This is a genomic window from Pseudomonas sp. DR208, assembly GCF_019823005.1.
In the GTDB taxonomy this organism is placed as follows: Bacteria; Pseudomonadota; Gammaproteobacteria; order Pseudomonadales; family Pseudomonadaceae; genus Aquipseudomonas; species Aquipseudomonas extremorientalis.
In genome coordinates this window covers 5810001-5828081 of record NZ_CP081944.1, presented here as the reverse complement: position 1 = coordinate 5828081, position 18081 = coordinate 5810001, and the positions used below count along the sequence as shown (strand labels likewise).

The window sequence follows — 18081 nt, the reverse complement described above, 5'->3', positions numbered from 1 at the left end:
GAGACCTTGCGATGCTGAGCCCTTACATGTCGCCCGTTGAACGGGTCTGGTTCTACAGCTTGCGGATCCTCTGCGGCTTGATCCTGTTGTTCTTGATCCTGCCGGTGCTGGTGATCATTCCGCTGTCGTTCAACAGCGGCAGTTTCCTGGTGTACCCGCTGCAAGGCTTTTCGCTGCACTGGTACCAGGACTTCTTTGCCTCGGCCGAGTGGATGCGTGCACTCAAGAACAGCATCATCGTCGCCCCGGCGGCCACGGTGCTGGCGATGGTGTTCGGCACCCTGGCGGCCATCGGCCTGACCCGTGGCAACTTCCCCGGCAAGGCGCTGGTGATGGCACTGGTGATTTCACCGATGGTGGTGCCGGTGGTGATCATCGGTGTGGCCAGCTACCTGTTCTTTGCACCGCTGGGACTGGGTAACAGCTTCTTCTCGTTGATCGTGGTGCATGCGGTGCTGGGCGTGCCGTTTGTGATCATCACGGTGTCGGCCACGTTGCAGGGGTTTAACCATAACCTGGTGCGGGCGGCGGCGAGCCTCGGGGCTTCGCCGTTGACGGCGTTTCGCCGAGTGACCTTGCCGTTGATTGCGCCGGGGGTGATTTCCGGGGCGCTGTTTGCTTTCGCCACGTCGTTCGATGAAGTGGTGGTGACGCTGTTCCTCGCCGGCCCTGAGCAAGCGACGCTGCCGCGTCAGATGTTCAGCGGCATCCGCGAGAACCTCAGCCCGACGATTGCGGCGGCGGCAACCTTGTTGATTGCCTTCTCGGTATTGCTGTTGCTGACTCTGGAATGGCTGCGCGGGCGTAGCGAGAAACTGCGCACCGCGGCAGTCTAACGGCCTGCTGGAGATTCAAGTGTGGGAGGGGGCAAGCCCTCTCGCACATGGTTTTGTGTTGTGTTGGAAATCACCATTCAGCCTCTGAATGCTAGGCAACCCAGGTTTCCGAGCTACTCTTGTGCCAGCCCATCACTTAATAAGAGGCCGCGCACATGAGTACTTCCTCATTCAAGATCGCCCACAAACTGCTGACCGGCGCTGGCGCCATCGAACAACTGGCCTTTGAACTCACGCGCCTGGATGTGGACAACCCGCTGATCGTCACCGACGCCGCGCTGGTCAAGTCCGGCACCGTGGCGCTGGCCCTCGAACACTTGGGCGAGCGCACCTACGAGATTTTCGACCGCGTACTGCCCGACCCGGAAATCGCCATCGTCGAGGACTGTATGCGCGTTTACCGCGAGGGCGGGCATGACGGCCTGATCGGCCTGGGCGGCGGCAGCGCCATCGATATCGCCAAAAGCGTAGCCGCCTATGCCGGTTACCACGGTGCGCTGGCGGACCTCTTTGGCGTCGACCAGGTGCCGCGCAAGGGCCCGCCGTTGATCGCCATCCCGACCACGGCCGGCACCGGTTCGGAGGTGACCAATGTGGCGATCCTCTCCGACAAGGCCGCACAGCTGAAAAAAGGCATCGTCAGCGACTACCTGCTGCCGGATGTGGCCTTGATCAGCCCGCAAATGACCCTCACCTGCCCGCGCAGCGTTACCGCCGCCAGTGGTGTGGATGCGCTGGTGCACGCCATCGAGTCCTACTTGTCGCTGAATGCCTCGCCGATCACTGATGCGCTGGCCATCGGCGCGATCAAGTTGATTGCCAAGGCGCTGCCCAAGGCCTACGCCAACCCGGCCAACCTGCAGGCACGTGACGACATGGCCACCGCCAGCCTGATGGCCGGCATGGCGTTCGGTAACGCCGGGGTTGGCGCGGTGCATGCGTTGGCGTACCCGTTGGGTGGGCGTTTCAACATTGCCCATGGGGTGAGCAACGCGCTGTTGCTGCCCTATGTGATGCACTGGAACAAATTGGCCTGTGTGGAGCGCATGCAGGAGATTGCACAGGCCATGGGCGTGAATGTCACCGGCTTGAGCGTCAACGATGCGGCCGATCAGGCAGTGGACGCGATGACGCGACTGTGTGCCGCCGTCGAGATTCCGGCAGGCCTGCGCAGTTTCGGCGTGCCCGAGGACGCGATCCCGGCGATGGCGGTTGAGGCGGCAGGCATTGAGCGGCTGATGCGTAACAATCCGCGCAAGCTCAGCGCCGCCGATATCGAGAAAATCTACCGGGCGGCTTACTAGCCGTTGAGCCAGGTCACGGTGCGCGCGGCAAAGCATGAGGTATACAATGCGCGCCATCGTGATTTAGCTCAAAAAAGGTGCGTCATGCAGCCCTTCGTTATTGCTCCATCGATTCTCTCCGCCGATTTCGCCCGCCTGGGTGAGGAAGTGGACAAGGTGTTGGCCGCCGGTGCCGATTTCGTGCACTTCGACGTCATGGACAACCACTACGTGCCCAACCTGACCATCGGCCCGATGGTGTGTGCGGCGCTGCGCAAGTACGGCATCACCGCGCCGATCGATGCGCACCTGATGGTCAGCCCGGTGGATCGCATCATCGGCGACTTCGTGGAAGCCGGCGCGACCTACATCACCTTCCACCCGGAAGCCTCGCTGCACGTCGACCGCACCCTGCAACTGATCCGTGAAGGCGGCTGCAAGGCGGGCCTGGTGTTCAACCCGGCCACGCCGTTGAGTGTGCTTGAGTACGTGATGGACAAGGTCGACATGGTCCTGCTGATGAGCGTCAACCCAGGCTTCGGCGGCCAGAAGTTCATCCCGGGCACCCTGAACAAGCTGCGTGAAGCTCGCGCGCTGATCGATGCTTCCGGTCGCGACATCCGCCTGGAGATCGACGGCGGGGTCAACGTCAACAACATCCGCGAAATCGCCGCAGCGGGCGCCGACACCTTCGTGGCCGGCTCGGCGATCTTCAACGCGCCGGACTATCAGGAAGTCATCGACAAGATGCGTGCCGAACTGGCGCTGGCACGTCCATGAGCGGCTTTGAGCAGCTGTTCCCCGGCAAACTGCCACGGCTGGTGATGTTCGATCTGGACGGTACCTTGATCGACTCGGTGCCCGACCTGGCGGCGGCGGTGGACGAGATGCTGCTCAAGCTGGGGCGCAAACCGGCCGGGATCGAGTCGGTGCGTGAGTGGGTCGGCAACGGTGCGCAGATGCTGGTGCGCCGCGCCCTGGCTAATAATATCGACGCCGAAGGCGTGGATGACGTCGAGGCTGAACACGCCCTGGAGCTGTTCAACGCTGCCTATGAAGACGGCCATGAACTGACCGTGGTCTACCCCGGCGTACGTGACACCCTCAAATGGCTGAGCAAGCAGGGCGTGGAAATGGCCCTGATCACCAACAAGCCGGAACGCTTCGTCGCGCCGCTGCTGGACCAGATGAAAATCGGTCGGTATTTCCGCTGGATCATCGGTGGCGACACCCTGCCGCAGAAAAAACCCGACCCGGCGGCGCTGTTTTTCGTGATGAAAATGGCCAATATCCCGGCCTCCCAGTCGTTGTTTGTCGGCGATTCACGCAGTGATGTGCAGGCGGCGAAGGCCGCGGGCGTGCAGTGCGTGGCCCTCAGCTACGGCTATAACCATGGTCGGCCGATCGCCGAAGAGTCGCCGTCGATGGTGATTGATGACCTGCGCCTGTTAATCCCCGGTTGCTTGGGAGCGGGCGCTGAGATAACGTTGCTCGACACCGATCCGTCCCCTTCTGGAAATTCCATCGTGGTGGTCACTCGCAAACTCTGGATGAAAGTCATCAAGGCCCTGGCCCGCTGGCGTTGGCGCGCCTGACTGTTCCTGGCCGCGCCCTGCGGCACGTTTGCATACCTGACTGTTAGACCCTCAAGCCACGAGGCATATCATGACCCGCGAAGAATTCCTGCGTTTGGCCGCTGCCGGCTACAACCGCATTCCCCTGGCCTGCGAAACCCTGGCCGACTTCGACACGCCGCTGTCGATCTACCTGAAACTGGCCGATGAGCCTAACTCCTACCTGCTCGAGTCCGTACAGGGCGGCGAGAAGTGGGGGCGTTACTCGATCATCGGCCTGCCGTGCCGCACGGTGCTGCGGGTACATGACCATCATGTGAGCATTACCCATGATGGCGTCGAGATCGAAAACCATGATGTCGAAGACCCGTTGGCGTTCGTCGAAGCCTTCAAGGCGCGCTACAACGTGCCGACCATTGCCGGCCTGCCGCGCTTCAACGGCGGCCTGGTGGGTTACTTCGGTTATGACTGCGTGCGTTATGTGGAAAAACGTTTGGGCAAATGCCCGAACCCGGACCCGTTGGGCGTGCCGGACATTCTGCTGATGGTCTCCGATGCGGTCGTGGTGTTCGACAACCTCGCCGGCAAGATGCACGCGATCGTGCTGGCCGACCCGTCCCAGGCCGATGCGTTCGAGCAAGGCCGGGCCAGCCTCGAAGCCCTGCTGGAAAAACTGCGCCAGCCGATCACCCCGCGTCGCGGCCTGGACCTCAGCCGTCCGCCGGCGGCCGACCCGATCTTTCGTTCAAGCTTTACCCAGGATGACTACGAGCGGGCCGTCGATACCATCAAGGAATACATCCTCGCCGGCGACTGCATGCAGGTGGTGCCGTCGCAGCGTATGTCCATCGACTTCAAGGCCGCGCCGATCGATCTGTACCGGGCGCTGCGTTGCTTCAACCCGACGCCGTACATGTACTTCTTCAACTTTGGTGACTTCCACGTGGTGGGCAGTTCGCCGGAAGTGCTGGTGCGCGTCGAAGACAACCTGATCACCGTGCGCCCGATCGCCGGCACGCGCCCACGGGGTGCAACCGAAGAAGCTGACCTGGCGCTGGAAGAAGACCTGCTGAGCGACGACAAGGAAATCGCCGAGCACTTGATGCTCATCGACCTGGGTCGTAATGACACCGGGCGTGTCTCGGAAATCGGTTCGGTGAAGCTCACCGAGAAGATGGTGATCGAGCGTTATTCCAACGTGATGCATATCGTGTCCAACGTTACCGGCGAGCTGAAGGCTGGCTTGACGGCGATGGATGCGTTGCGCGCGATTCTGCCGGCGGGCACCTTGTCGGGTGCGCCGAAGATCCGCGCGATGGAAATCATCGACGAGCTGGAGCCGGTCAAGCGTGGAGTCTACGGCGGTGCCGTGGGTTATTTCGCCTGGAACGGCAACATGGACACGGCCATTGCGATCCGCACCGCCGTGATCAAGGACGGGGAGCTGCACGTGCAGGCCGGTGGCGGGATTGTCGCCGACTCGGTGCCGGCCCTCGAATGGGAAGAAACCCTGAACAAGCGCCGCGCGATGTTCCGCGCCGTTGCGCTGGCTGAACAGACCCCCAATTCCTGAGGTTCCCCCATGTTGCTGATGATTGATAACTACGATTCCTTTACCTACAACGTTGTGCAGTACCTGGGCGAGTTGGGTGCCGAGGTCAAGGTAGTGCGCAATGACGAACTGACCGTCGCCGAGATCGCCGCCCTGAACCCGGAGCGCATCGTGGTTTCGCCAGGCCCGTGCACGCCGACCGAGGCGGGTATTTCCCTGGAGGCGATCCAGTATTTCGCCGGCAAGCTGCCGATCCTGGGCGTATGCCTGGGCCACCAGTCCATCGGCCAGGCCTTTGGCGGTGACGTGGTGCGTGCACGCCAGGTGATGCACGGCAAGACCAGTCCGGTATTCCATCATGATCAGGGCGTGTTCCATGGGCTTAACTTGCCGGTGACCGTGACCCGCTACCATTCGTTGGTGGTCAAGCGCGAAACCCTTCCGGATTGCCTGGAACTGACCGCCTGGACCCAACTGGAGGACGGCTCGGTCGACGAGATCATGGGCCTGCGCCACAAGACACTGAATATCGAAGGGGTGCAATTTCACCCCGAATCGATCCTGACCGAGCAGGGCTACGAGCTGTTCGCCAATTTTCTCAAGCAGAGCGGCGGCACGCGCTAAGGACTTTCCATGGATATCAAGACTGCCCTGAGCCGTATCGTCGGCCACCTGGACCTGAGCACTGCTGAAATGAGCGATGTGATGCGCGAGATCATGACCGGTCAATGCACCGACGCGCAGATCGGCGCGTTCATGATGGCCATGCGCATGAAGAGCGAGAGCATCGACGAAATCGTCGGCGCCGTGTCGGTCATGCGCGAGCTGGCGGACAAGGTCGAGCTCAAGACCCTCGATGGTGTGGTCGACGTGGTCGGCACCGGCGGTGACGGTGCGAACATCTTCAACGTGTCGACGGCTTCTTCGTTTGTGGTGGCGGCGGCGGGTTGCACCGTGGCCAAGCACGGTAACCGCGCGGTCTCCGGCAAGAGTGGCAGCGCCGACTTGCTGGAAGCGGCGGGGATCTACCTGAACCTGACCCCGATCCAAGTGGCGCGCTGTATCGACAATGTCGGTATTGGGTTCATGTTTGCCCAATCCCACCACGGTGCGATGAAGCATGCCGCCGGCCCGCGCAAGGATCTCGGCCTTCGTACCCTGTTCAACATGCTCGGCCCGCTTACGAATCCGGCCGGTGTGAAACACCAGGTCGTGGGTGTGTTCAGCCAGGCGCTGTGCCGGCCATTGGCCGAAGTACTGCAACGCCTGGGCAGCAAGCATGTGCTGGTGGTGCATTCCAAGGACGGCCTGGACGAATTCAGCCTGGCGGCACCGACCTTCGTGGCGGAGCTGAAAAATGACCAGGTCACTGAGTATTGGGTCGAGCCGGAAGACCTGGGCATGAAGAGCCAGAGCCTGCACGGCCTGGCGGTGGAAAGCCCGGCGGCCTCCCTGGAACTGATTCGTGATGCCTTGGGCCGTCGCAAGACCGAGAACGGTCAGAAAGCCGCCGAGATGATTGTTTTGAATGCTGGCGCGGCACTTTATGCAGCCGACCACGCCTATAGTCTTAAGGAGGGTGTTGCCTTGGCCCACGATGCGCTGCACACCGGTCTGGCTCGTGAGAAGCTCGAAGAGCTGGGAGCATTCACCGCAGTATTCAAGATGGAGAATGAAGGATGAGTGTGCCGACCGTTCTGGAAAAAATCCTGGCCCGCAAGGCTGAAGAAGTTGCCGAGCGGCGCGCCCGCGTGAGCCTGGCCGAGCTGGAAGCCCAGGCAAAGATCGCCGATGCACCGCGTGGTTTCGCCAATGCACTGATCGCCCAGGCCAAGCAGAAGCAACCGGCCGTGATCGCCGAGGTCAAGAAAGCCTCGCCGAGCAAAGGCGTGATCCGCGAACACTTTGTGCCATCGGAAATCGCCGTCAGCTATGAGAAGGGAGGGGCGACTTGCCTGTCCGTGCTGACCGATATCGACTACTTCCAGGGTTCCGACCTGTTCCTGCAGCAGGCCCGCGCCGCGTGCAAGTTGCCGGTGATCCGCAAGGACTTCATGGTCGACCCGTATCAGATCGTCGAAGCCCGTGCCCTGGGCGCCGACTGCGTGCTGCTGATCGTTTCCGCGCTGGATGACGTGAAGATGGCCGAGTTGGCTGCCGTCGCCAAAAGCGTCGGCCTCGACGTGCTGGTGGAAGTGCATGACGGCGATGAGCTGGAACGCGCCTTGAAAACCCTCGACACACCGCTGGTGGGGGTCAACAACCGTAACCTGCACACCTTCGAAGTCAGCCTGGAAAACACCCTCGACCTGTTGCCGCGGATTCCGCGTGACCGTCTGGTGATCACCGAGAGTGGCATCGTCAACCGTGCCGATGTGGAGTTGATGGAGATCAGTGGCGTGTACTCGTTCCTGGTGGGCGAGACCTTCATGCGTGCCGAGAACCCGGGGGCTGAATTGCAGCGCCTGTTCTTCCCGGAGCGGGGCATGGCGGTCAGCGGTTCGACGCTGGATTGATGATGACGCAGCCGGTGGCGATGACCGTCGAAGCAGGACTTGCCGCCGAGCAAGACCTGCTGGCGGCTGTTTGCGCAGGTGAGCGGGAGTATGGGTTGTTGTTCTGGCAACCCAGCGATCAGGCTTTGGTCATGCCGCGTCGGTTGAGCCGCTTGCCGGCCTTTGAAACCGCCAGCCAGGTTTCAGCCGATGCGGGTTGGCCGGTGCTGCTGCGTGAAACCGGCGGTGAGCCGGTGCCGCAGTCGAGTGCCACAGTCAACATCGCCCTGGTCTACGCCCCGCCGCGCAGTGAGGGCGACCAGAATCGTATCGAAACCGGTTACCTGCGTTTATGTCAGCCGATCTGCGACTTGCTGATCGAGTTGGGCGGCGATGCGTCTGTCGGCGAGGTCGACGGCGCATTTTGCGACGGTCGCTACAACGTCAATCTCAATGGCCGGAAAATGGTTGGCACTGCCCAGCGCTGGCGTCAAAGCGGGGGGCGCCCGGTGGGCCTGGTGCACGGTGCACTGTTGCTGGAAAACGATCGCGAAGACCTGATCGCGGCGGTCAACCGCTTCAATGAAGCCTGCGGTCTTGAACAGCGGGTGCGTGCCGACAGCCATATCGCCCTGCACGAAGCCTTCCCGGCGCCCGATGCGATCAGCCGGCTGGACACCTTGTACCGCCAGATGTTGGCCAGCTTCCTGCCGGTTTAACGGGTACCGAACACCACCATCGTCTTGCCTTTGACGTGCACCAGGTTGCGTTCTTCCAGGTCTTTGAGCACGCGTCCGACCATCTCCCGTGAACAGCCGACAATGCGCCCGATTTCCTGGCGCGTGACCTTGATCTGCATGCCATCGGGGTGGGTCATGGCGTCCGGTTGCTTGCACAGGTCAAGCAGGCAGCGCGCAACACGGCCGGTGACGTCGAAGAATGCCAGGTCGCCGACTTTGCGCGTGGTGTCCCGCAGGCGTTGCGCAATCTGGCCGCTGAGGACATAAAGGATGTCGGGATCTTGTTGGGCCAGTTCGCGGAATTTGGCGTAGCTGATCTCGGCCACTTCGCACTCGACCTTGGCACGCACCCAGGCGCTGCGTTCCTGTTCCTTGCCGGCTTGTTCGAACAACCCCAACTCCCCAAAAAAATCCCCGGTGTTCAGGTAGGCGATGATCATTTCGCGGCCGTCTTCATCCTCGATCAGGATGGTGACCGAGCCTTTGATAATGAAGAACAGGGTTTCGGAGCGTTCGCCGGCGCAGATGATGTTGTGCTTGGCCGGGTAGCGGCGGCGCTGGCAATGCATCAACAGTTTGTCGAGATTCTTGATTTTGGGTATGGGAGTAAGGGCAACCATGGTTGTATCCCGAAAAGACTGCGCTAAATAGTTGGAGTTGTTGTATTCATCGGGTATCGGCATTGATACGCGCTGTATAAAAGGGTGGCATTACGCCATCGATTTGGCGTCAGCTTAACAGACACATTCTGACTCGATTAGCCAATTTTCCGCGCAAAGCCTGCTTTTGATCGCTTTTGTTGCAAACGCTGACGCAGGTGGGCCCTGTGCTAAGCTGGCGACCCTTTTTTAGCAGTGGAGTCTGGGCGATGAAGGCACGCATCCAATGGGCGGGCGAAGCCATGTTCCTCGGTGAGTCGGGCAGTGGCCATGTGGTGGTCATGGATGGCCCGCCGGAAGCCGGTGGCCGTAACCTGGGCGTACGCCCGATGGAAATGCTCCTGCTGGGCGTAGGCGGTTGCAGCAATTTCGACGTGGTCAGCATCCTGAAGAAATCCCGCCAGGCCGTGGAAAGCTGCGAAGCTTTCCTGGAGGCCGAGCGTGCCACTGAAGACCCCAAGGTATTCACCAGGATCCACATGCATTTCGTGGTGAAGGGCCGGGCGCTGAAAGAGGCGCAGGTGAAGCGCGCTATCGAACTGTCGGCGGAGAAGTATTGCTCGGCGTCGATCATGCTGGGCGCGGCCGGGGTGGCCATTACCCATGATTACGAGATAATTGAGTTGGGTTGATCGCTCAATCGGCGGGCAAAAAGAAAGGGCGCTGTGATAGCGCCCTTCTTTTGGCTCAGATTCGGTACGTGCTTTTAGTCATGACCTTGGCCAATAGGCTCATGCCAAACCGCACTGGCGCCGGGAAGCGAAAACCACCGGCATCCAGCGCGCTTTCTGCGTGATGTTCTTCATCAATGCGCATCTGCTCAAGAATGGCACGGGACTTTTCGTCTTCGGCCGGCAGTTGTTCCAGATGTTCGTCCAGGTGTTTGCACACCTGATGTTCAGTCGCTGCGACAAAACCCAGGCTGACCTTGTCGCTGATCAGGCCGGCCGCGGCGCCGATCCCAAACGATAAACCGTAAAACAGCGGGTTCAACACGCTCGGGTGACTGCCCAGCTGGCGGATGCGTTGCTCGCACCAGGCCAGGTGATCGATTTCTTCCTCGGCCGCATGCTCCATGGCTGCGCGCACCTGCGGCAGCTTGGCGGTCAGCGCCTGGCCCTGGTACAGCGCCTGGGCGCAGACTTCGCCGGTATGGTTGATGCGCATCAAGCCGGCGACATGGCGGGTCTCGGTCTCGCTCATCTGCGCGTCGGGCTGCACGATGGCGGGCGAGGGGCGATACGGCTGGCCGCTGAAGGGCAGCAGCGTACGCATGGCCATGTCGGCTTGCAGCAACAGACGGTCAATCGGCGAGTAGTGACGTTGGGTAGTCATGCTGACCTCCGGGAAGAATCTCGGCGGCCAGTTTACCGCAAGAGAGGGGCAAGCGTTTGCGTTGCGTCAAGGGCATGGGGTCGCAGGCTGGGCTGCGACCTTTGCTGAAAGGCTGATCAGCCCGGCGGCCAGTTCATCTGGCGCTGACCCAGCACGTGCATATGGATGTGATAAACGGTCTGCCCGCCTTTCGGGTTGCAGTTCATCACCACCCGGAAACCTTCTTCACACCCTTGTTCTACAGCCAGGCGCTGGGCGGTGAACAGGATATGACCGGCCAGGGCTTTATCTTCTTCAGTCAGGTCATTGAGCGTGGGGATGTGTTTCTTGGGAATGACCAGGAAATGCACGGGCGCCGCCGGATAGATGTCCTTGAACGCCAGGACTTGATCATCTTCGTAGATGATATCCGCGGGTATTTCTCTGTTGATGATCTTGGTGAACAGAGTATCCACAGCTGTTTCTCCATTATGAAAGTGCAGGATGAGTGTACCCAGCCCGTCAGCGTGGGCAATAGGCCTTGTTGATGGCGCCGGCGATCTTGCGGGTCAGCCAGCGTGGGCTGAAACGCGGGCTGAAGGCGATCCAGCGGTTGCGACGGCCGGGGATGATGATGGCTTTGTTCTTTTCCAGTGCGCGTACGGTGTAGAGCGCCACTTCTTCGGGGCTCATCAGCTGTTGGCTGCGGTCGAGCCTGGCGGTGTCCATCTGCGCGGTGCCGAAGAACGCGGTGCGTGTCGGGCCGGGGCAGAGCACCGAGACCTTGATGCCGCAGGTTTTCAGTTCTTCGCGCAAGCCTTCGGAGAAATGCAGCACATAGGCCTTGCTGGCGTAATAAGTGCTCATCCACGGGCCGGGCTGGAACGCCGCGATGGACGCCACATTGAGAATCTGACCGCCGCCGTGCAGCGCCATGGCATTGCCGAGTGCGTGGCACATTCGGGTCAGGGCCAGGATGTTGACCTCCATCAGGTCCTGTTCGGTCATCCAGTCCTGGGCCAGGAACGGCCCGCTGGTGCCGATGCCGGCGCAGTTCACCAGCAGGTCGATCTGCCGCTCGCCTTCTTCAAGCTCCAGCAGGAACCCGGACAAGCGCAGTGGCTCGCCCAGGTCGCAGGCCCGGAACAGCACTTCGACGCCAAAGCGTTGGGTCAATTCGATTGCAATGCTTTCCAACTGATCACGCTGGCGGGCCACCAGAATCAAGCTGCGGCCGCGACGGGCGAGTGCTTCGGCCAGGGCCAGGCCGATGCCGCTGGAGGCGCCGGTGATCAGAGCGTAACGGGTCATGCCTTTCTCCATCGCAACGCCGCCGCGCCTGTGACAGAGGCATCACAGGCCGGGGGCGTTTCTTCACTGTTCTGGAGAGTCTACAGGTTCGCCCGCTTCGTCAGCACTCTGCGCTTCGTCTTCTTCGACGGTTGCCGCCTGGTCGGCGTCTTCGTCGGAGGTGATGGAGCTGCTTTCGTAGCTGCTGTCCACGTTGGCTTCGAGCTGGTCCAGGTAACCGTTCATGCCCAAGGTCACCACGATGGCAAGCATGACTGGAATAAACGCCAACCACAGCGTGGCCAGGACTTTTACAGCGGTGGAGTTACGTGGCGGTGGCGCACCATACTGGTTGGCGCCTGCATTGCCCGGCAGTACCAGCAACAGGATCGGGAAGACACTGTTCACCAATGGCACCAGGTTGAGTAGGTACAACCAGCCCGACCAGCCCAGGTCATGCAGGCGCTGCACGCCGATTTGTACACTGACCCATACCAGCGCCACAAACAGCGCGAGACCCAGCAGTACTCCGATGATGGTGCCCGCAATCGGCGAGGCGGTAGCCACGGCAAAGCTGACGGTGCTGATGATGCCACCTGCAACCAGCATCGCCAGGGTCAACACCAGGGTCCATGCCAGGTAGCGCAGGCGGCCGATCCGCCCATGGATAGTGAAGACTTTGAGGGTGGCGTACTCGGGCAAGTCATCACCCACCGCCGCGCGCGGAGGCGCATAAGGCGAGGCATCCGGACGCGCGAAACCAGAAGGGCCGGAATCCGTCTCGTGAGTTTCAGCCAGGCTGAAGGCCACAGGCTGTTCGGGCTCAATGCGCGCGTCGACACCGGCGTTTTTCAGCGCGGTGAGGTAGGTTTCCGCATCCGGGCGAGACAGGTCGCGCTTGAGCGCAACCGGGCGGCCGGTAAAGAGCTTTTCGATGGCTTCGACTTCACTTTTGAACAGCTCGGCCAGGTTCAGTTTGGCCGTGGTGCTTTCGACACCCGGGAGCAAGGCTCCATCAAACACAATCTTGAAACGGTTGTCGCTCATGCGGGCTTCCTTGTCACTTGTTCAGGGAGGTAGTGCAGGCCCGTCTAATCAGCAGGCCTGGCAGTTGGGTCAACGTGGCCAGCGCAGTTGTGCCGCCTGTTCGCGTGCCTTGCGGTATTCGGCATCCAGGCGCGCAACGAGTTCATCGACGCTGGGCAAATCATCAATCTCACCGACGCCTTGGCCAGCAGACCATACAGTCTTCCAGGCTTTGACCTCGTCGCTCAACGGCTTGAGCTTGGAGCCGAAGTTGACCTCGCCTTTGCCTTGCAGGGCGGCGAGGTCGAAACCGGCGTTTTCCAGGCTCTGGCGCATAAAGCTGGCGGGCACGCCGGAGACAGCGGGAGTGTGCACGATGTCGGCGGCGCGCGATGTGAGCAGCATCTCTTTATACGCATCCGGTGCCTGGCTTTCGGTAGTGCCGATAAAGCGCGTGCCGAAATAGGCCAGGTCTGCACCGAGCAGTTGGGCGGCGAGAATCTCGTGCCCGTGATTGAGGCAGCCGGCTAGCAGCAGGGTTTTGTCGAAGAACTGGCGGATCTCGGCAATCAGTGAGAATGGGCTCCAGGTGCCGGCATGGCCACCGGCGCCGGCGGCTACGGCGATCAGGCCGTCCACACCGGCCTCGGCAGCCTTCTCGGCATGGCGGCGGGTGGTGACATCGTGGAACACCAGGCCACCGTAGCTGTGCACCGCGTCCACCAGCTCTTTGACGGCACCCAGGCTGGTAATGACGATGGGCACGTTATGCTCAACGCAAATCGCCAGGTCTGCCTCCAGGCGGGGATTGCTGTTGTGCACGATCAGGTTGACGGCATAGGGCGCGGGGTTGTCCAGCAGCGCCAGGCCCGCTTCGATTTCCTCCAGCCAGGCCTTGAACCCGCTGCTTTCGCGTTGGTTAAGCGCCGGGAAACTCCCGACCACCCCATTGCGGCAGCACGCCAGGACCAGTTGCGGGTTGGAAATCAGGAACATCGGCGCCGCCACGACGGGCAGGCGCAGACGTTGTTCAAGCAGAGCGGGCAGCGACATTGGAGGTACCCCAAGTAATTGAAGTTAGAACGGTTTGACCACGACCAAAATTACGATAGCCAGCAATATCAGAACGGGCACTTCATTGAACCAGCGATAAAAGACATGGCTGCGGGTGTTTTCGCCACGGGCAAAGCGTTTTACCTGCGCGCCGCACATATGGTGGTAGCCAATGAGCAGTACGACGAGGGTCAGCTTGGCGTGAATCCACCCGCCCGAATGAAAGATGCCTGGGTTCAGATAGATCAGCCAGCCGCCGAAAATCAACGTGGCGATCATCGCCGGCCCCATGATGCCGCGATACAACTTGCGCTCCATGACGCTGAAACGCTCTTTGCTGACGGTGTCCTCGCTTTGGGCGTGGTAGACGAACAGGCGTGGCAGGTAGAACAGCCCGGCAAACCAGCAGACGACGCTGACGATGTGGAAGGCTTTGATCCATAGATAGAGCATTTCTAGTTATTCCCAGGTTCACGGTAACTGAGGATAGTAGTGGCTCATGCGCCCATACGTCACGTTGGCGGTTGTCGCAGGACGATACGACCCCTATTATCGACGGCTTTCCAGTGGGTTCGTTGAGGGCAGGTTTATGGTCAAGGTCGGTATCGTCGGCGGCACGGGTTACACCGGTGTCGAATTGCTGCGTCTGTTGGCTCAGCATCCGCAAGCTGAGGTGGTGGTCATCACTTCCCGATCCGAGGCCGGGCTGGCCGTGGCCGATATGTACCCGAACCTGCGCGGTCATTACGACGGCCTGGCGTTCAGTGTTCCGGACATCAAGACCCTGGGCGGCTGCGACGTGGTGTTCTTCGCCACCCCGCACGGTGTTGCCCACGCCCTGGCAGGCGAGTTGTTGGCCGTCGGCACCAAGGTGATCGACTTGTCGGCGGACTTCCGTCTGCAGGACGCTGATGAGTGGGCCAAGTGGTATGGCCAGCCGCACGGCGCGCCGCAGCTGTTGGAAGAGGCGGTGTACGGCCTGCCGGAAGTGAATCGTGAACAGATCAAGCAAGCGCGCCTGATTGCTGTACCGGGCTGCTATCCGACGGCTACACAGTTGGGCTTCCTGCCCTTGCTGGAAGCGGGGCTGGCGGACGCTTCGCGCTTGATCGCGGACTGCAAATCAGGCGTCAGCGGTGCCGGTCGTGGTGCGGCGGTTGGTTCGCTGTACTCCGAGACGTCGGAAAGCATGAAGGCCTATGCGGTGAAAGGTCACCGTCACTTGCCAGAAATTCGCCAGGGGCTGCGTCGCGCGGCTGGGAAGGACGTGGGCCTGACCTTCGTCCCACACTTGACCCCAATGATCCGCGGTATTCACTCCACGTTGTACGCCACCGTGGTCGATCGCTCGGTCGACCTGCAGGCGCTGTTCGAAAAGCGCTATGCCAACGAACCGTTCGTCGATGTGATGCCGGCCGGCAGCCACCCGGAAACCCGCAGCGTGCGCGGTGCCAATGTGTGCCGGATTGCTGTGCATCGCCCGCAGGACGGTGACCTGGTCGTGGTGTTGTCGGTGATCGATAACCTGGTCAAGGGCGCGTCCGGCCAGGCGGTGCAGAACATGAACATCCTGTTTGGCCTGGATGAGAAGTTGGGGCTGTCCCACGCGGGCATGCTGCCTTAAGGCGGTTGAGTCGCTAAGCAAAAGGCCCGTTGATCGGGCCTTTTGTGTTTTTAATGGCGACAGCGCAGATTGATATACCGTAACAATAGTTGACCGCTTTTCTAGGAGAAGCGGATAATGCCGACCATTACGCATATGGCGGCGCTACGCCGGGAGATTATCAGCATGAGCGTTGAATCCTTCACCCCCACGGCTTTGCAATTCACCCACGGTGCTGCGCACAAGGTGAAGAGCCTGGTCGATGAAGAGGGTAATGATCGCTTGAAGCTGCGCGTATTCGTTACGGGCGGCGGTTGTTCAGGGTTTCAGTACGGTTTTACCTTCGATGAAGATGTAGCCGATGATGACACCATCGTTGAACGCGAAGGCGTAAGCCTGGTTGTGGACCCGATGAGCTTCCAATACCTGGCCGGTGCCGAGGTGGATTACCAGGAAGGTCTGGAGGGTTCACGCTTTGTGATCAAGAACCCTAACGCTACCACCACCTGTGGTTGCGGGTCTTCGTTCTCGATCTGATCGGCAACGGATGCAAAAACGCCGCTTGGCTGTGATAGGCCAAGCGGCGTTTTGCTGTGCGGAGATTTTAGGTCGGGTAGATGGCGCCCAGTACCCGAAGTCCTCGTGCCCCGGTGACGCTTGGGCGGTTGGCGGCGATACCTTCGAGACAGCAATGGGCCAGCCATGCGAAGGCCATGGCCTCGACCCAGTCGGGGTCTACTCCGTAGGTGGCGGTGCTGCTGACTTGAGTCGATGGTAGCAGGGCGGCCAGGCGGTTCATCAGCGTGGTGTTGCGGGCGCCTCCGCCACACACCAGCAGTGTTTCGGTCTGGGGCTGGGCGGCTTGCAGGGATTCGATGATGGTCAGGGCGGTCAGCTCAAGTAGCGTGGCCTGAACATCCTGAGGCTCGAATGTTGGTAAGCGACCCAGGTGTTGGTGCAGCCATTCCAGATTGAACACTTCGCGGCCGGTGCTCTTGGGGCCCGTGGTCACGAAGAAAGGGTCGCTGAGCAGGGCGTTGAGTAGAGCTGGCTCGACCTTGCCGCTGGCCGCCCACTGGCCATCACGATCAAAGTGTTCACCGCGTTGCTGGTGAATCCACGCATCCAGCAGGACATTGCCTGGGCCGCAGTCGAAGCCGGCTACAGGTTTGCCGGTCTCAATCAGGCTGAGGTTGCTGAAACCTCCCACATTCAATACGGCACGGTTACCGCTGTGCTCGCCAAATAGCGCTTCATGGAACGCAGGGACCAGTGGGGCGCCCTGACCGCCGGCGGCGACGTCGCGGCTACGGAAATCGCTGACCACGGTGATGCCTGTAAGCTCGGTGAGCAAGGCCGGGTTGCCGATCTGTACGGTAAAGCCCCGTGCGGGTTCATGGCGGATGGTCTGGCCATGGCTGCCAATTGCGCGAATGTCCTGGGGCTTGAGGTTTTGTTGGTCGAGTAAAGCGTGAATACCTTGAGCGGCAAGCTTCACCCAGTTCTGCTGGGCGATGGCTGAGCGAGCGATCTCATCTGCCCCGCTGGCGCAAAGAGCAAGCAGCTCAGTGCGCAAGGTATCGGGCATGGGAATGTAGTGTGTAGCGATCAGCTTGATCGCCGGGGACTGCTCGATCAAGGCGATGTCCAGGCCATCAAGGCTGGTCCCGGACATCACACCAATATAGAGCGCCATACTTAACGCTTCGCCGAAGCCAGCAGGGTGGAGCGTTCTTGGTCCATGCGCGCCATCAACGGCTGGCTCTGTTGCATGAAGCGGGCACGCTCGGCCTTGGCGATCGGGTCGGCCATAGGCAGCTTCTGGCCCAGTGGGTCGACGTGAACGCCATTGACCTGGAACTCATAGTGCAAGTGTGGGCCGGTGGACAGGCCGGTAGTACCGATATAGCCGATCACCTGGCCTTGTTTCACGGTGCCGCCGGTTTGCACGCCCTTGGCAAAGCCTTGCATGTGGCCATACAGGGTGCGGTAGGTATTGCCGTGCTGGATGATCACGGTATTGCCATAGCCGCCACGACGTCCTGCCAGCAGGACTTTACCGTCGCCGGCTGCCTTGATCGGCGTGCCGCGCGGGGCGGCGTAGTCGACGCCTTTATGGGCGCGGATTTTGTTCAGAATTGGATGCTTGCGACCCATGGAGAAACGCGAGCTAATACGAGCGAAGTCCACTGGGGTGCGGATGAAGGCCTTGCGCATGCTATTGCCATCGGCAGTGTAGTAGCTGCTGTTGCCTTGTTTGTTGGTGTAGCGCACGGCGGTGTAGGTCTTGCCGCGGTTGGTGAAGCGTGCGGAGAGAATGTTGCCGGTGCCCACGACTTTGCCGTTGGCGACTTTCTGCTCGTAGATCACGTCGAATTCGTCGCCCTGGCGGATGTCCTGGGCGAAGTCGATGTCGTAGCCGAACACGCTGGCCATGTCCATGGTCATGCTGTGGGACAGGCCTGCCCGGGCCGCCGACTGTGACAGGGAGCTGTTGATCACCCCGTGTACATAGGCCGAGCGCATGACCGGCTTGGTAGTGATCCGATTGAAGGCAAAGCCTTTGGCGCCCTTTGTCAGGGTAATGCTTTCGAGGTCGCTGACATTGCTGTGCAGGTTGTTCAGTTGTCCATCGGGGGTGAACTCGAATTCGAGC

At 60.9% G+C, this 18081-nt stretch carries 21 protein-coding genes (1 of these 21 cut by a window edge); 12 read left to right on the top strand and 9 right to left on the bottom strand.

Annotation, left to right across the window (positions count from 1 at the left end; translation table 11 throughout):
• Window positions 1–11: 11 nt before the first annotated feature.
• The 9 genes from K5K89_RS26440 (at window position 12) to K5K89_RS26400 (ending at window position 8459) form a co-directional block, all read left to right on the top strand.
• Window positions 12–836, top strand: coding sequence for an ABC transporter permease (locus tag K5K89_RS26440; RefSeq protein ID WP_015886162.1), 825 nt, complete (start codon window positions 12–14; stop codon window positions 834–836).
• A 155-nt stretch (window positions 837–991) separates the two neighbouring features.
• Window positions 992–2140: an iron-containing alcohol dehydrogenase gene (locus K5K89_RS26435; RefSeq protein ID WP_071490224.1), complete on the top strand. Its 1149-nt coding sequence runs from the start codon at window positions 992–994 to the stop codon at window positions 2138–2140.
• Window positions 2141–2224: 84 nt separating this feature from the next.
• Window positions 2225–2899, top strand: coding sequence for a ribulose-phosphate 3-epimerase (gene rpe / locus K5K89_RS26430; RefSeq protein WP_071490223.1), 675 nt, complete (start codon window positions 2225–2227; stop codon window positions 2897–2899).
• Window positions 2896–3714, top strand: a complete 819-nt coding sequence (locus K5K89_RS26425; protein ID WP_222540517.1) for a phosphoglycolate phosphatase — start codon at window positions 2896–2898, stop codon at window positions 3712–3714. The genes rpe and K5K89_RS26425 overlap by 4 nt, the downstream gene beginning before the upstream one ends.
• Before the next feature lie 70 nt (window positions 3715–3784).
• Window positions 3785–5266 carry an anthranilate synthase component I gene (trpE, locus tag K5K89_RS26420; RefSeq protein WP_222540516.1) on the top strand — a complete coding sequence of 494 codons (1482 nt, stop codon included), beginning with the start codon at window positions 3785–3787 and terminating at the stop codon, window positions 5264–5266.
• A gap of 9 nt (window positions 5267–5275) precedes the next feature.
• Entirely contained in the window at window positions 5276–5869 is a 594-nt protein-coding gene (locus K5K89_RS26415; protein WP_071490220.1) for an aminodeoxychorismate/anthranilate synthase component II, read from the top strand.
• Window positions 5870–5878: 9 nt separating this feature from the next.
• Window positions 5879–6928 carry an anthranilate phosphoribosyltransferase gene (trpD, locus tag K5K89_RS26410; protein ID WP_071490219.1) on the top strand — a complete coding sequence of 350 codons (1050 nt, stop codon included), beginning with the start codon at window positions 5879–5881 and terminating at the stop codon, window positions 6926–6928.
• Window positions 6925–7761, top strand: a complete 837-nt coding sequence (gene trpC / locus K5K89_RS26405) for an indole-3-glycerol phosphate synthase TrpC (RefSeq protein WP_071490218.1) — start codon at window positions 6925–6927, stop codon at window positions 7759–7761. Before trpD ends, trpC begins: the two co-directional genes overlap by 4 nt.
• On the top strand, window positions 7761–8459 hold the full coding sequence (locus K5K89_RS26400; RefSeq protein WP_222540515.1) for a biotin/lipoate A/B protein ligase family protein: 699 nt from the start codon (window positions 7761–7763) through the stop codon (window positions 8457–8459). The genes trpC and K5K89_RS26400 overlap by 1 nt, the downstream gene beginning before the upstream one ends.
• On the opposite strand, the gene crp is transcribed toward K5K89_RS26400, so the two are convergent.
• Entirely contained in the window at window positions 8456–9100 is a 645-nt protein-coding gene (gene crp, locus K5K89_RS26395) for a cAMP-activated global transcriptional regulator CRP (protein ID WP_071490216.1), read from the bottom strand. The two genes, K5K89_RS26400 and crp, sit on opposite strands and share 4 nt — an antisense overlap.
• 248 nt (window positions 9101–9348) lie before the next feature.
• Here crp and K5K89_RS26390 point away from each other — a divergent pair, with 248 nt between their 5' ends.
• Window positions 9349–9771, top strand: coding sequence for an OsmC family protein (locus tag K5K89_RS26390; RefSeq protein WP_003210947.1), 423 nt, complete (start codon window positions 9349–9351; stop codon window positions 9769–9771).
• 55 nt (window positions 9772–9826) lie between these two features.
• On the opposite strand, the gene coq7 is transcribed toward K5K89_RS26390, so the two are convergent.
• The 6 genes from coq7 to hemJ all read right to left on the bottom strand — a co-directional run bounded on the left by coq7 (window position 9827) and on the right by hemJ (window position 14275).
• The gene (gene coq7 / locus K5K89_RS26385) at window positions 9827–10474 is read right to left on the bottom strand and encodes a 2-polyprenyl-3-methyl-6-methoxy-1,4-benzoquinone monooxygenase (protein ID WP_015886151.1); all 648 of its coding nucleotides are present in this window, start codon (window positions 10472–10474) and stop codon (window positions 9827–9829) included.
• Between the two features lie 116 nt (window positions 10475–10590).
• Window positions 10591–10929, bottom strand: coding sequence for a histidine triad nucleotide-binding protein (locus K5K89_RS26380; RefSeq protein ID WP_071490214.1), 339 nt, complete (start codon window positions 10927–10929; stop codon window positions 10591–10593).
• A 46-nt stretch (window positions 10930–10975) separates the two neighbouring features.
• Window positions 10976–11764 (bottom strand): SDR family NAD(P)-dependent oxidoreductase, encoded by a 789-nt coding sequence (locus K5K89_RS26375; RefSeq protein WP_092242344.1) that lies wholly within the window; start codon window positions 11762–11764, stop codon window positions 10976–10978.
• Between the two features lie 63 nt (window positions 11765–11827).
• The gene (locus K5K89_RS26370; protein ID WP_092242347.1) at window positions 11828–12790 is read right to left on the bottom strand and encodes a DUF805 domain-containing protein; all 963 of its coding nucleotides are present in this window, start codon (window positions 12788–12790) and stop codon (window positions 11828–11830) included.
• Between the two features lie 69 nt (window positions 12791–12859).
• Window positions 12860–13822 (bottom strand): NAD(P)H-dependent flavin oxidoreductase, encoded by a 963-nt coding sequence (locus K5K89_RS26365; RefSeq protein ID WP_222540514.1) that lies wholly within the window; start codon window positions 13820–13822, stop codon window positions 12860–12862.
• 24 nt (window positions 13823–13846) lie between these two features.
• The gene (gene hemJ / locus K5K89_RS26360) at window positions 13847–14275 is read right to left on the bottom strand and encodes a protoporphyrinogen oxidase HemJ (protein ID WP_071490210.1); all 429 of its coding nucleotides are present in this window, start codon (window positions 14273–14275) and stop codon (window positions 13847–13849) included.
• Window positions 14276–14411: 136 nt separating this feature from the next.
• On the opposite strand from hemJ, the gene argC reads away from it, so the two are divergent.
• Together argC and erpA are read left to right on the top strand one after the other, a co-directional pair.
• Window positions 14412–15446 (top strand): N-acetyl-gamma-glutamyl-phosphate reductase, encoded by a 1035-nt coding sequence (gene argC / locus K5K89_RS26355; protein ID WP_222540513.1) that lies wholly within the window; start codon window positions 14412–14414, stop codon window positions 15444–15446.
• A gap of 165 nt (window positions 15447–15611) precedes the next feature.
• Entirely contained in the window at window positions 15612–15962 is a 351-nt protein-coding gene (gene erpA, locus K5K89_RS26350) for an iron-sulfur cluster insertion protein ErpA (RefSeq protein WP_003176443.1), read from the top strand.
• 67 nt (window positions 15963–16029) lie between these two features.
• Here the strand turns inward: erpA and K5K89_RS26345 are convergent, their stop codons facing one another.
• Window positions 16030–17121: an anhydro-N-acetylmuramic acid kinase gene (locus K5K89_RS26345; protein WP_222540512.1), complete on the bottom strand. Its 1092-nt coding sequence runs from the start codon at window positions 17119–17121 to the stop codon at window positions 16030–16032.
• 2 nt (window positions 17122–17123) lie between these two features.
• Window positions 17124–18081: the 3' portion of a peptidoglycan DD-metalloendopeptidase family protein gene (locus K5K89_RS26340; RefSeq protein ID WP_222540511.1), read on the bottom strand. It continues 461 nt past the right edge of the window; the window shows 958 of its 1419 coding nt (coding positions 462–1419); its start codon lies beyond the right edge, outside the window; it ends in the stop codon at window positions 17124–17126.